Genomic DNA, 13,498 nt, shown 5'->3' on the forward strand with positions numbered 1-13,498 from the left:
TATGTGTAAGTAAAAAGAGGAGATGAAAAAGTGGACAGAGAAATTATCTTAGCTTCCCATGGTAAATTTGCTTCAGGGATACTAGATTCATTAGAGCTAATCTATGGGAAAAATCATTCTATTACTGCATTGGACTGCTATACTGATGAGAATTTTGATTTAACGGAATCAGTAAGTCAGCTGTTTATGAGGTACAAAGATAAAGAAATCATTGTTCTGACGGATCTTTTTGGCGGAAGTGTCAACAATGAATTCTTACAATATATCAATCAGGATCATGTCTATCTTGTTGCCGGATTGAATTTGCCACTCTTGATTGAGCTAGTATCTCGGTTGGACGCTGAAGTACAGACAACTGTTTTGATCCAGCAGGTGCTAACTGATTCAAAAAAAATGATCCAGTTTTGTAACGAACGGATCAATCAGGAAATAGAAGAAGATGAATTTTAGGAGGAAGAAGAATGATTGTATTGACAAGAGTTGACCATCGGTTATTACACGGACAAGTAGCTTTTTCTTGGACACAAACAATAGGTGCAGATTGTATTTTGATTGCGAATGATGATGTGCCTACTAATGAGATACGAAAGACAACGATCAAATTAGCCAAGCCGCAAGGAGTCAAACTAGTAATCAAATCCATTGATGACTCGATTGCCGCATTGAAAAGCGGGGTGACAGATAAATATAAGCTATTCATCGTAGTGGAATCAATCGAGGACGCATATAAGCTGGCAGAAGCGTATCCAGAAATCAAAACCATCAACTTAGGAGGAATCAAGGCGAAACCTGGTACTCGCAGTATTGGAAAAGCGGTGAATATTTTACCAGAAGAGGAGGAACGATTGAAAAGATTGATTGACAAACAAATAGAAGTGGAGATCCGTCAAGTACCGGCAGATAAAAAAGTGGACGTAAGGGAAGTTTTGTAAGAAAGGAAGAAACTCAATGATTGTACAAGCAGTCTTATTAGGAATCGTTGCATTTATCGCACAATCAGAATATGCATTAGGGACATCACTGCTTTCTCGTCCAATTGTGACGGGACTGTTTACAGGAATCGTGTTGGGTGATGTAAAAACTGGGATCATCATGGGCGCCACTTTGGAGTTAGCATTTATCGGATCATTCTCAGTAGGTGCTTCGATCCCCCCTGATGTGGTGACCGGAGGAATTTTAGGCACGGCTTTTGCTATCACAGCTGGAGCTGGTACGGAAACGGCACTTTTACTAGGTTTACCAATTGCTACGTTGACATTGATATTGAAAAATATTTACTTAGGTCTTTTGATTCCAATTATGAACCATAAAGCGGACAGTTATGCAGAAGAAGGAAACTATAAAGGAGTCGAGCATATGCACTTGCTTGCCGGGTTCGGTCTTTCCTTGATGCTTGGTGTTGTAGTAATGGTTTCGTATATGGTGGGAAGCAATACGATCGGGAATCTACTCAATAAGATTCCTGACTTCGTTCAGAATGGCTTGTCAGTAGCTACAGGGTTGATTCCAGCTCTTGGTTTCGCGATGCTCGCTCGCTTGCTGATTAACAAACAAGTTGCACCATACTTTTTCTTAGGTTTCGCTATAGCTTCTTACTTAAAGATTCCTGTGACCGGAGTAGCTATTTTTGGTGCAATTTTAGCCGTTGTGGTAGTCAATATCATGAATGTCCGTCAACTGCCACTTCAAACCACTGTAGGGGAGGTCGAAGAAGATGAAGAATTCTGAGAGTAAAAATAGCAAAATAACGAAAAAAGAACTGAATCATGTATTCTGGCGTTCTTTTCAAATGGAGTTTTCTTGGAACTATGAACGACAGATGAATATGGCTTATGTTTACGCAATGATTCCGATTTTGAAAAAGTTATATCAGTCGAAAGAAGAAATGGCAGCAGCTTTGAAACGGCATCTAGAGTTTTTCAACACGACCCCACATATCGTTACATTGATTTTAGGGATCACGGCTGCAATGGAGGAAGAAAATAAGGATGATCCTGAATTTGATGTGACCGCGATCGACAGTATCAAAACATCTTTGATGGGACCCCTTGCAGGGTTAGGGGATTCTTTCTTTTGGGGAACTTTGCGATTGATTGCCACAGGTGTGGGCACCTCTTTAGCCATGCAAGGAAATATTTTAGGACCTATCTTGTTCATTTTGATTTTCAATATTCCGCACATTCTGTTCCGCTATCTAGCAACAGGTTGGGGTTATCGCTTAGGAACGGGTTTTTTGAAAAAGATTCAGGCAAACGGGATGATGGAAAGTTTGACATTAGGCGCGTCTATCATTGGGTTGATGGTCGTCGGAGCAATGACTGCCACGATGATTACCATCAATATTCCTTTAAAAATCGGTTCAGGAGAAAATGCTGTGACTGTTCAAAGTATTTTTGATGATATTGTCCCAAATATCTTATGTCTGGGTGCATTTGGTGTAGTGTTTTATCTATTGAAAAAAGAAGTAAAACCATTAACGATTTTGATCGGACTAGCTTTCTTTGGGATTTTTGGTTCGTGGATAGGGATTTTTTAGAAAAGGAGCAGAGAAAATGGTTACGATGCAAGATTATATTTATGAAGAAAAGGAAGTACTAAGTACGATCTTGAAAAAGAATGATTTTTCGACAAGAAAACAAATGAAAAAAACAACGAATCTGCTGATGCTAGCAACGGGTTCTTCTTACAACGCTTGTTTAGCAGCGAAGCCGGCATTGGAATCTTATGGCGAGCTAACTGTCGATATTCAAGAACCTTTTCATTTTGCTCATTATGGAAAACTTTCTCCATCAATCGATACTGTGATTGCTGTGTCACAAAGTGGGAAAAGTGCTTCTACTGTTGAAGCAGTAAAAATGATCCAAAAACAAGAAATACCGATTATTGCTGTCACAAATGACGTACAAAGTCCACTTGCTTTAGAAGCTACACAGATTATTGATTTAGGTGCTGGGATAGAAACAGTTGGCTTCGTTACAAAAGGCTATTCTGCTACTGTCTTACAGTTACTACTCTTAGGGCTAGGAATTGGGATAAGTAAAAATAATATCAGCAAAGAAATAGAACAAAACTACATGCAACAGTTACACAAAATAATCAATCATTTACCAGTGATTATTCAAAAAACGGAAGAATTTTTTGATGAACATCAAAGTTTGTTTCGTTTAACACAACGCTTCATCACTATTGGTTATGGTCCAAACTGGGGAACAGCGAAAGAAGCAGAAACGAAATTGACGGAAACAATCCGTGTCCCGTCACAAGGATTTGAGTTAGAAGCTTACATGCATGGCCCATATCTAGAGGCTGATGCTTCCCATTTGTTGTTCTTTATTGAAGGTGACAATGAAAATAAGGAACGTTCACAAAAGTTGCGGAGATATATGAGTCAGTATGTTGGAGAGACTCTCACAATTACCACAAAAAAAGCAAGAGACGAAAAAACACTTGGATTAGCAATAGAATGTAATGAATATCTGTCTATATTAGCACTTGTCGTTCCATTTCAACTATTCGCTTATAAAATCGCAGCAGCTAAAGGAATCGACTTGAACAAAAAAATCTTTGAAGACTTTGATACAGTCTTGAAAAGTAAATTATAAGAGGTGGAAATCATGTTGAAATTCAATGAAGAAGAACAAATCAAAGCAATAAAAGGGGCACTAGCTTTACGTCCGCAAGTAGAAAAAATCATCGATAAACTTTATACGAAAAAATTCGATGCTGTCTATTATTTAGGAATCGGTGGAACGTATGCTTCTTCGATGCAAGCTGTCACTTATATGAATGGGAAAAGCAACTTGCCTGTCTTTGTACAGCATGCTGCAGAATATTACACTACTGGGAACAAAAGATTAACAAAAGATTCTATCGTTGTCGTGTCCTCTGTTACTGGGACAACCCAAGAAGTAGTGAAAGCAGTAGAAGAAATCAAGAAAGTAGGAGCGACACTGATTGGATTTATCGATAAAGCGGAGAGTAAGTTGTCTCAACTATGCGATTTTGTGGTTACTTATCCAGCTCCCGGAACAGAACAAATCAAATTTTTTATGGTAGCAGATCGATTGATGTATTTGCATGGGGAATTCGAAGATTACTCAGAGTACTATGAACAGCTCGAACATTATTTGCCAACAGGGTTAGTTGAAGCAGAGAAAAAAGCAGATGCATTTGGCTTATCATTTGCAGAAAAGCATCGACGTGATAGCATGCATTATTTTATCGGAGCAGGGAATCAATGGGGAGCTGTTTATTCATATGCCATGTGTTATTGGGAAGAACAAAGCTGGCTCCCATCGAAATCTATCCATGCTGCCGAGTTTCTTCACGGGACGTTAGAGATCGTTGAAGAAACGACCCCTGTCACTTTATTTTTAGGCGAAGATGAACAGAGAGTGTTATCTGAACGTGTAGCTAAACTTTTGCCAAAAATTTGTAGTAATTATACATTGATAGATACAAAAGACTATCCAGTAGAAGGTATCAGCGAAAAATATCGCGGACGTGTGTTGTCTTTCTTATTGATGCATGCAGTGACACAGCGTATCGATGCACATGTCGAACAGATGAATTGTCATCCATTAGAGATACGCCGCTACTATCGTCAGTTTGATTATTAGGATCGATTGGATGAAAAGAATATAAAAAATAAAGAGAGCAGCGACAACTGCTCCCTTTATTTTTTAGTTGTTTTCCAAGTCAGTTAATGCATTACGATTTTGAACATTGACATCGATCACATTATAAAATGCGTTATCTGTGTCAGCTACATCCCAAACTGCTAAAATGACATGATACCCCAGACGATTGCTAGGAATATTGATTGTATGAGTCGGATTAGTATTAGACATATTGCCACGATTATTTACTTCACCAATGAATTCCAGGTCATTTCTATTCAATGGGGCATTTGGATTCCAACCATTTTTAGTCATGTAATAGTGCCATTTCGTCGTTGCGTGGTCAGCTGTGAAATGCCAAGTGAATCGGTTTGCTCCAGTAGTTAAGTTGTTTTTTGTCCATAACGTAGCTGTTTGTTTATCCAAAACAAAGTCACCTACTGCACCATTAGCAGAAGCAATCCGACCATTTGCAGGTCCAGCCGAAGGGAATCCTTTTGGTGCTTCTAAAGATTGGGGTTCGTTGATGATACGACCATACTTTTCAAAAGCACTTTGCCAATTATTCCTACTATCTAGAGCACCTTGATAGCCACGGCTGATAGGTTGTGAAACATAGCCATGAGCCGAGACATCTACAGAAGACAAAGCGGCGATTCCTGTTGTAGCAAGTAACATTCCTAATCCCAATAAAGTACTTTTTTTCATTTGATGATTCCTCCAGTTAGATAAAATATTTTAAGAAAGGGTTTCCTTTTCATAAGATAGTATAAAATGTATTATCTGAATGTTATTTTTTTGTATGGTATTGCAACAAAAATAAAAAACTAGAAGAATGACTATTGATAAATAGCCTTATCATTTTTATGTATAGTTTTTTTCAAAAGAGAATCTCTCAATTCAATAATCTCTTCTTTCACTTCCTCTAGTCCTAGCCATTCAAAGAAATGGATTGCTTCGTCAATTTCTTCTAGTGCTCGTTCATTGCCATCTGCTAATAGAGCTAAAGCAGTGAATGCTTTGTAACGGGCTAAGTCTAACGTATGTTTATAACGGTCACTTACTTTTTTCCATTCTCCTAAAAATAGTTTTCTAAGAAAAACAGAAGAACGATGAAAAGATAGATGTATCCCGTTCAAAAGAAAATTTGATAATAATTCGGAATAATGAGCAGTATCGACGTATGCTTTCATTTTTGTGACACTACGCTGAAAAGAATGATAAATATACTCGTCATCGAATATAAATAAACAATTGGAAAAAATAGAAAGTTCATAGTGTCCCCATGTATCGATACCTTCCAAGTACTTTTTGATAATAGAAACTTCTGTCAAAGTTTCCGAACGAGTGAGTTTTCGGTTTCCCAGATATTGATCAATTAGTATACGTTGCGTATATAGCAGGCGATAATAAATATTCCCAGTTTTTTTATATTCTTTTAGTAGTTCATTCTCTTGCTCTTTTGTTAAATATTTTGTTGTGATCAGGTAATTAGAAAGTTTTTGTTTACCTGTAAGAGTATTGTTGTTCAGCAAAAATTGATATTCTTCAAGTGTAACATTCATCCGTTCAAGGTAATCCACTAACAATTCAAAACTGATTTTTGTTCCTCTAGATTCAAAAGCAGCTAATGTCCCTCGCTTAGAAAGCCCCTCTGTTAATTGAGCTTGTGTCAGTCCACGTTCTTTTCTTAGTTTTCGAATTAAAGAAGCATGTTTTATCATGTAAGTTACCTCCATACGTTTTTTATGAATATAAGATAACACAAGGCTGTTATCTAAGGACGAAAATGTCAATTATGCACTATTTTTGATAAAAAGTGCTCATTCTTTAAAAGCAATTTTTATTTATGTTGTAATAACATAAATAAAATGAAAAACAGTCGTTGTTAAAATAAACTATAGTTACCAAATATTAGGAGGTATGATGAATGAAAAAAATTTTGTGGCTGTCATTGGCAGCAATCGGCTGTTTCGCTGGAGGTGGACAAACTATATATGCTGCACAAGATTCTGCGGCATTGATGCCGGATATCTCAGAAAAGCAAATTGCTGTTGGTTATTATCATAATTGGGTACCAGAGCAAGGTGCGGGATATAGAGGTGGGAAACCAGCAGAGACAGACTTAGGAAAGATCAATCCGTTTTATAATGTCATCGCAGTATCTTTTATGAAAGGCGAAGGGATTCCTACATTTGAGCCATTTAATATGAGTGATGAAGAATTCAGAAGCAAAGTGGCTGCCCTGAATGAAGAAGGACGCTCAGTTATCATTTCTCTAGGCGGAGCGGATTCCCATATCGAATTGTATCGAGGGCAAGAACAAGCATTTGCAGATGAAGTGATTCGATTGGTAGAAACCTATGGATTTGATGGGTTAGACATTGATTTAGAACAAAGCGCCATTACGGCAGGTGATAACCAGCAAGTGATTCCAGAAGCGTTGAAAATCGTGCGAGATCATTATAAAAAGCAAGGAAAACACTTTATTATTTCTATGGCACCTGAATTCCCTTATTTGAGAACAGCGGGAGGCTATGTCCCATATATCACTGCATTAGAAAATGAGTACGATTTTATTGCACCACAACTATATAATCAGGCGGGCGACGGATTAAGCGTGGGCGACGAATGGATTGCTCAGAACAATGACAGTCGAAAATATGATTTCTTATATGGTATGTCAAAAGCCTTGCATAACGGAGAGAGTGGATACATTCGGATACCAGCAGATCGTCTGGCTTTGGGGATTCCAGCAAATAACGATGCGGCAGCCAACGGTTATGTGCAAGATCCATCCGTTGTCTATCAAGTATTCGAACAAATGGAAAAAGAACGTACACCTTTAAAAGGTTTGATGACTTGGAGCGTGAACTGGGACGAAGGGGTAAACTCAGCTGGTATTTCTTATAATGAATCATTTGCGAAAGCTTATCAAAATCTATTTAAGGAACAAGAACCAGATACAGAGAAACCTTCTAAACCGGCCAATCTTCGAGGAACAGCAACAAGTACGACGGTCACATTGTCTTGGACTGAATCAACAGATAACGTCCGTGTGTCACATTATAATATTTATGAAAACAATCGATTAGTAGGAACAAGCAACACTACGAATTATATACATACAGGTTTACAACCAGAAACGACTTATTCTTATACGATTGAAGCTGTCGATACATCAGGAAATATTTCTGCACGTTCTGATGATTTGAACATTCGCACTCAAGAAGCAGCAGTTTTACCAGCACCTTCTATACCAAACGGGTTGAGCATCAATCATGTGACACAATCAACAGTTCGTTTGGTATGGCAAGAAAACAGCTTATTGGAAGAAGTACTTTATTATGAAATATACAGAGATGGCAAGAAGATCGCTACCTCACAAACCGCTGTATTTGAAGATCAAAATTTGACAGCTTCTACTGCGTATCGCTATCAAGTTCGTGCAGTCAATCAGACAGGCGCTTCTTTACTAAGCCAGTCTGTCACGGCAAGAACCCTAGACGAGAACGGCCAAGGAAATTCTTGGACAGTCGGTACTTTTTATCAAGTAGGAGACATAGTCACATATAATGGTATTCAATATCGTTGCGTGCAAGCGCATATTGCAGCCGCACATTGGGCACCAGATACGGCCTTCTCTTTATGGCAAAAAATAAGTTGATGATGAGGTCGTGATAGAGGCTACTTCTGTAACACCGTTTATATCAAGCGGTTGTGGAATCAGTATTTTGACCTAAATATTACAGAAACAAAACGGCAAAATAGTTTTTCATATTTTGCCGTTTTTTAATCTAATATCGAGGGTGAGCTGATTGAACACTGTGTATCAAGAAACGATAAGCCTGATGTATAACTGCATGTCACATCATTTACTCGGAATAAGGAGGATACGACTGTTATCAAAATTTCTACCATGTGTTGACTTAAACAAAGAGCGTGAGACAAAAGTGTTCTTTACTTTTGTCTCACGCTCTAAACACGTATAACCGGCGGAAGCAGAAGCAACTCCTTCGGAAATAAGCTGAAATTCACAAAAATTTGAAAAGTAATTTTCGTGAATTCCTTCTTATTTCTTAGAGTTAAACGCTTCTGTCCCAGCCTCTTCTTGTATGTAGCTTCAATTAAGGGTTGTTAGGAGAAACTTCCCAGCCTCCCAATGGTAATGGTAATGGAAACATAGTCAAACCTCCTTTCTCTTAGTGACAAATAAAGTATAACAAGTGTAAAAAGAAAAAAATTAAAATGTACGCTATTGCAACATTAAATAGATTATTTTAAGTGAAAGTCGATAAAAGAATTAAACAAACACTTAAAAACAATGGAAATTAGTCCAAACTTTAAGAAATGTATACTATAATGGAAATTATCAATTATTTATTTGGAGGAATATCCATGAAACAAAAAATCGCAGTTCTTGGTCCTGGATCATGGGGCACTGCTTTAGCACAGACATTGGCAGAAAACGGGCATGATGTCCGTATTTGGGGAAATGTACCTGAACAGATTGACGAAATCAATACGTATCATACAAACCAACATTTTTTACCTGATTTGACGATTCCAGAATCGATTATCGGATATAAAGAATTGGCAGAAGCAGTGGATGACGCAGATGCTATTTTGTTTGTCGTTCCGACAAAAGCGATCCGTTCAGTCGCTCAGGAACTTATTGGTAAAATGAATACTAAGCCCGTCATTATCCATGCAAGTAAAGGCCTAGAACAAGATACGCATAAACGAATCTCAGAAGTTTTGGCTGAAGAAATTCCAGAAGAAAAACGACAGGCAATCGTCGTATTATCTGGCCCTAGTCATGCGGAAGAAGTAGCAGTTCATGATATCACAACGATTACAGCTGCAAGTATTGATCAAAAAGCAGCTGCTTATGTACAAGAATTATTCATGAATGATTATTTCAGGATTTATACAAATAATGATGTGATTGGTGTAGAAACTGGCGCAGCATTAAAAAATATCATTGCTATTGGTGCCGGTGCTATCCATGGGCTAGGGTTCGGAGACGATGCAAAAGCGGCAATCATGACTCGCGGATTAGCAGAAATTAGTCGTCTTGGTGTAGCAATGGGTGCCAATCCGCTGACGTTTATCGGTTTGAGCGGCGTTGGGGATTTGATTGTTACTTGTACAAGTGTTCATTCCCGTAATTGGCGTGCCGGTAACTTACTAGGACAAGGGCATAAACTGGAAGAAGTTTTGGAAAACATGGGAATGGTCGTTGAAGGTGTGGCAACGACAAAAGCAGCAGTCGAGCTAGCACAACAGCTAGGTGTTGAGATGCCAATTACTCAAACCATCTATAATGTTTTGTATAATGGAGAAGATATTAAAAAAGCCGCAAAAGAAATCATGCTACGTGACGGAAAAATGGAGAATGAATTTTCTCTTCGTTAAATAGATGATTAACAGGTAATCGTCGTTTAGGAGGAACAGCAAGTGAAGGTCAAAAAAGCAGTTATTCCTGCCGCTGGGCTAGGAACACGTTTTTTGCCGGCAACAAAAGCCATGGCAAAAGAAATGCTTCCAATCGTGGATAAGCCAACGATCCAATTTATTGTGGAAGAAGCATTGAATTCGGGAATTGAAGATATCTTGATCGTAACGGGAAAAGAAAAGAGACCCATCGAAGATCATTTTGATGCAAATATCGAATTGGAAAACAATTTGCGAGAAAAGGAAAAAACAGAACTACTCGCTTTAGTTGAAGAAACGACTCATGTCAATCTTCACTTCATCCGTCAATCTCATCCAAGAGGACTGGGGGATGCCGTTCTTCAAGCAAAAGCATTCATAGGGAATGAACCATTTGTTGTCATGCTCGGGGATGATTTGATGAAAGATGATATCCCACTGACTCAACAATTGATGATGGATTATGAAGAAACACAATCTTCTGCTGTTGCCGTCATGCGTGTACCAGAAAATGAAACCTCTAAATATGGAATTATTGATCCTAAAACGGATAACGAAAAGGGACGTTGCAGAGTAAATGGTTTTGTAGAAAAACCTGAACTTGGAAAAGCACCAAGCAATTTAGCCATTATCGGACGTTATCTGCTGACTCCCAAAATATTTGAGATATTAGCAACTCAAGAACCAGGAGCAGGGAACGAGATACAACTAACGGATGCGCTCCAGACCCTTAACCAAACAGAAGCGGTCTATGCGAGAGAATTTAAAGGAAAAAGATATGATGTAGGCGATAAGCTAGGATATATGAAGACAAATATTGAATATGGACTTCATCATCCGGAAATCGGTGCATCGTTAAGCGCATATATTATCCAGTTGGGCAAAGAGCTAAGAACAGAAAATTAACTGGAAATAAGTGACCTGCTGAGAATAAAAATCAAATGGGTGTTAAAGCGGCAGCTTGTGCGTCATTTGCGCAACTGTCGTTTTTATTTTTTGACGTTAAGTGAATGAAGACGAGGAAAAATGAAAGATAAAAAAAGACTTTCGTGAATATATTTAGGAAATTTTCTGCTAATGGTTTAATTTTTTTTTAAGTTACATAAAAGAAAATGATTACATAAGAGAAATGAAAGCCAATCCAGAAGATTCATAGTAGAATAAAAAGGCGAATTTTTTTAATTATAAAAAAGGTGTGTGTCCACTATGGGAAAATTAGTCGCTGTTGCGCAGTCGCTACTTGATATACTCAAGTGGCTGATGGAAGGAAGTAACTGGGTATTTGTGTTACCGCTATTGCTCATTAGTCTATTTATCATGTTCAAAATGGTCAGAAAAAAAGAAAGATTCCTGATTTTTATCTGGTATGCAGCGTCTGTTGCAGTTGCTAGCTTGATGATTGAACTGGCGTTAGGTAGTTGGGAAGCTTGCATATTTGCCTTATTTTTTGCTGTATTGTATCTGATCATTTATATTCCTTATAGGAAAAGAAAGTCTCGGATCGGAAAAAAAGGTAGACATGCCGCTACTTTTTCTAGTACAGATTCTCCAGAACAAAGCAGAAGAGCGAGAAGAAGACGGTAATATTTAGTATGTATACGCAAAAAAAGATAAAAGAATGGATAAATTATTGAGTTGAGAGATTTATTTAATTGGTGAAAAAAAACTTTTTTTACTTATTTAAAAGAATCTTTTCAAAAAGGAATGCTTGCTACATAGGGACAAGTCATTCCTTTTTTTATGTTATTTATTTGTAAAAAAATCATACCAATGTTTTTTTGTATTTTCGTACTTGCACTTGAATAAGAGATTACTTACAATGAGTTCAGATAGAAACAGCTGAATAAAAAAAGGCTCCCTGACCCTTAGTTGGCGCTAAGAATCAGGGAATGACCAGTCACACTCATACACCCTGACCGATCATTTTGCCATAGTCAATGCAGTGCATCGACCTTATTTATTGTACCTAATCTAAGGGGAAAATTCTACCCCTATGTAGAGATTTTCTATGGTCTGCACGTTGTTTTATTTGCTATGTCAAGGTATTGGGCGTATTCGTTCAATACCTTTTTTGCGTTTGAAACAGCAAAGACCGCATGTGTTACTGTTTATCTTCTGTTTTTTATGTAGTTCCTTAGATTAGGCAGCTGTTTCTATTCATGTCAAGTATAGCTAGGCGGGAGAGAAAAATGAGTTTATGTTATTTTGACTATTATTACCAATTGGAAGAGAAATTAAGGATAGAAGAGCCGTTGATGGTTCAAGCAGGAACTTGGATTGCGAAACAAATCAATCAAGGCGGCAGATTGCAGATATATGCTAGCCGCACACTAAGTGGTGTAGCATTTGAATTTTGGGATCAAACACCGGACCTTGTGCCAAGTATATTGATTGAGAACCCAGCCGGAGGTGTCTATGAAACGCTAGAAGGGGCAGGACAAGCGATTATTGATGAGCTTTCTGTCAAACCAGAAGACATTTTTCTTCTTCTTTCGAATGAAGGAAGAAATCCAGCAATCATTGAGTTGGCTCAATGGATCAAAGAAAATGGACATCCTTTGATCATTGTTACTGGGTTTGATTTGTCACGAAGCATCAAGTCCCAGCATAGCAGTGGTTTGAGATTATTTGAATTTGCTGATTTAGTTTTGGATAACCATGCCAATCTGCATGATGCAGTCTTGACTTTGCCGAATTTAGATCCAGCAATCTGTGGAACAGCCTCTCTTGCAACGATCTTTTTGCTTCAACAAGTTTTGTATTTTACAGCAAAACAGCTAGTTCAGGAAACAAGAGGAAAATAGTTTTCCACATAATGACCAAATTTTCTTTAAAAAAATGGTGTTCCACGTAAATATGGAGTGTTTGAAACGAAGAAAACGATTTTTAAAGAAGAGCAGTAATGATCATTTTTTATTTTTTTGTTATTTTAAGTTTGTTTAGCTCCAGAGGTCAGCCTTTTTTTTCGAAAGTGCGTTATTTTTATAAGTTGTTTCACAATGAGAAAAAAAGAGCTACAAAAATATGTAATACTAGATAGATAAAAAAATAGCGGAAAAAGAGGCAAGAAAGAATCCGAATGGATTCTTTCTTGTCTCTTAATACACGTTGATGAAAGAGTCTTCCCCAAAACTCTTTACAACGTAATTATAGTACATTTGTTATCATTATTGCAATGAAGTTTACCTGATATAACAAAATTGTCGAAGAATATTCCTTTTTCTAATAGAAAGAAAATATACAAAAAATGAAAGATATGAGATGGATATTTATTATTATTTTTTGTTTTTTTGCAATGAAATACAATTTATTCACGATTATAAAATGAAAAAATCAGGACGGGATTTCCGCTAATCTAAAAATAAAAAAAGAATTTTAAGGAAAAACAGAGAAATAAAATACTTAATATAAATGGAAAAAGAAAAAAATAGTCATACATATGA

13 protein-coding genes are annotated in these 13,498 nt (G+C 37.4%); 11 read left to right on the forward strand and 2 right to left on the reverse strand.

All coding sequences use genetic code 11. The features are described 5' to 3' along the window. The first annotated feature begins 30 nt into the window (after nt 1-30). From A5849_RS11700 to A5849_RS11725, 6 genes are read left to right on the forward strand one after another with little or no spacing between them, the layout of a single operon-like run. Nucleotides 31-450, forward strand: a complete 420-nt coding sequence (locus tag A5849_RS11700; RefSeq protein ID WP_002291050.1) for a PTS sugar transporter subunit IIA — start codon at nt 31-33, stop codon at nt 448-450. An 11-nt stretch (nt 451-461) separates the two neighbouring features. Beyond that, the gene (locus A5849_RS11705; protein ID WP_002287114.1) at nt 462-932 is read left to right on the forward strand and encodes a PTS sugar transporter subunit IIB; all 471 of its coding nucleotides are present in this window, start codon (nt 462-464) and stop codon (nt 930-932) included. 16 nt (nt 933-948) lie between these two features. Continuing rightward, nucleotides 949-1,728: a PTS sugar transporter subunit IIC gene (locus tag A5849_RS11710; protein WP_002291049.1), complete on the forward strand. Its 780-nt coding sequence runs from the start codon at nt 949-951 to the stop codon at nt 1,726-1,728. After that, entirely contained in the window at nt 1,715-2,536 is an 822-nt protein-coding gene (locus tag A5849_RS11715) for a PTS system mannose/fructose/sorbose family transporter subunit IID (protein WP_002291048.1), read from the forward strand. The genes A5849_RS11710 and A5849_RS11715 overlap by 14 nt, the downstream gene beginning before the upstream one ends. Nucleotides 2,537-2,552: 16 nt before the next feature. Then, nucleotides 2,553-3,602 carry an SIS domain-containing protein gene (locus A5849_RS11720; RefSeq protein ID WP_002310157.1) on the forward strand — a complete coding sequence of 350 codons (1,050 nt, stop codon included), beginning with the start codon at nt 2,553-2,555 and terminating at the stop codon, nt 3,600-3,602. 12 nt (nt 3,603-3,614) lie between these two features. Beyond that, complete coding sequence (locus A5849_RS11725) at nt 3,615-4,619, forward strand: SIS domain-containing protein (protein WP_002310158.1); 1,005 nt, start codon at nt 3,615-3,617, stop codon at nt 4,617-4,619. A 63-nt stretch (nt 4,620-4,682) separates the two neighbouring features. Here the strand turns inward: A5849_RS11725 and A5849_RS11730 are convergent, their stop codons facing one another. Together A5849_RS11730 and A5849_RS11735 are read right to left on the reverse strand one after the other, a co-directional pair. Further along, a complete protein-coding gene (locus tag A5849_RS11730; protein ID WP_002335193.1) occupies nt 4,683-5,327 on the reverse strand; it encodes a lytic polysaccharide monooxygenase in 645 nt (214 codons plus the stop codon). Nucleotides 5,328-5,458: 131 nt separating this feature from the next. Beyond that, nucleotides 5,459-6,343 carry a helix-turn-helix domain-containing protein gene (locus A5849_RS11735; RefSeq protein WP_086310121.1) on the reverse strand — a complete coding sequence of 295 codons (885 nt, stop codon included), beginning with the start codon at nt 6,341-6,343 and terminating at the stop codon, nt 5,459-5,461. Nucleotides 6,344-6,549: 206 nt separating this feature from the next. Between A5849_RS11735 and A5849_RS11740 the strand changes: the two genes are divergently transcribed. The 5 genes from A5849_RS11740 to A5849_RS11760 all read left to right on the forward strand — a co-directional run bounded on the left by A5849_RS11740 (nt 6,550) and on the right by A5849_RS11760 (nt 12,859). Beyond that, a complete protein-coding gene (locus A5849_RS11740) occupies nt 6,550-8,286 on the forward strand; it encodes a fibronectin type III domain-containing protein (protein WP_086310122.1) in 1,737 nt (578 codons plus the stop codon). Between the two features lie 731 nt (nt 8,287-9,017). After that, nucleotides 9,018-10,037 (forward strand): NAD(P)H-dependent glycerol-3-phosphate dehydrogenase, encoded by a 1,020-nt coding sequence (locus A5849_RS11745; protein WP_002291040.1) that lies wholly within the window; start codon nt 9,018-9,020, stop codon nt 10,035-10,037. Between the two features lie 42 nt (nt 10,038-10,079). Further along, nucleotides 10,080-10,961, forward strand: a complete 882-nt coding sequence (galU, locus tag A5849_RS11750; protein ID WP_002310162.1) for a UTP--glucose-1-phosphate uridylyltransferase GalU — start codon at nt 10,080-10,082, stop codon at nt 10,959-10,961. 300 nt (nt 10,962-11,261) lie between these two features. Next, complete coding sequence (locus tag A5849_RS11755) at nt 11,262-11,639, forward strand: hypothetical protein (protein ID WP_002291036.1); 378 nt, start codon at nt 11,262-11,264, stop codon at nt 11,637-11,639. Between the two features lie 605 nt (nt 11,640-12,244). Further along, nucleotides 12,245-12,859, forward strand: a complete 615-nt coding sequence (locus A5849_RS11760; RefSeq protein WP_002291034.1) for an SIS domain-containing protein — start codon at nt 12,245-12,247, stop codon at nt 12,857-12,859. Nucleotides 12,860-13,498: the final 639 nt, after the last annotated feature.

This window comes from Enterococcus sp. 10F3_DIV0382 (assembly GCF_002140245.1).
Classification (GTDB): Bacteria; Bacillota; Bacilli; order Lactobacillales; family Enterococcaceae; genus Enterococcus_B; species Enterococcus_B lactis.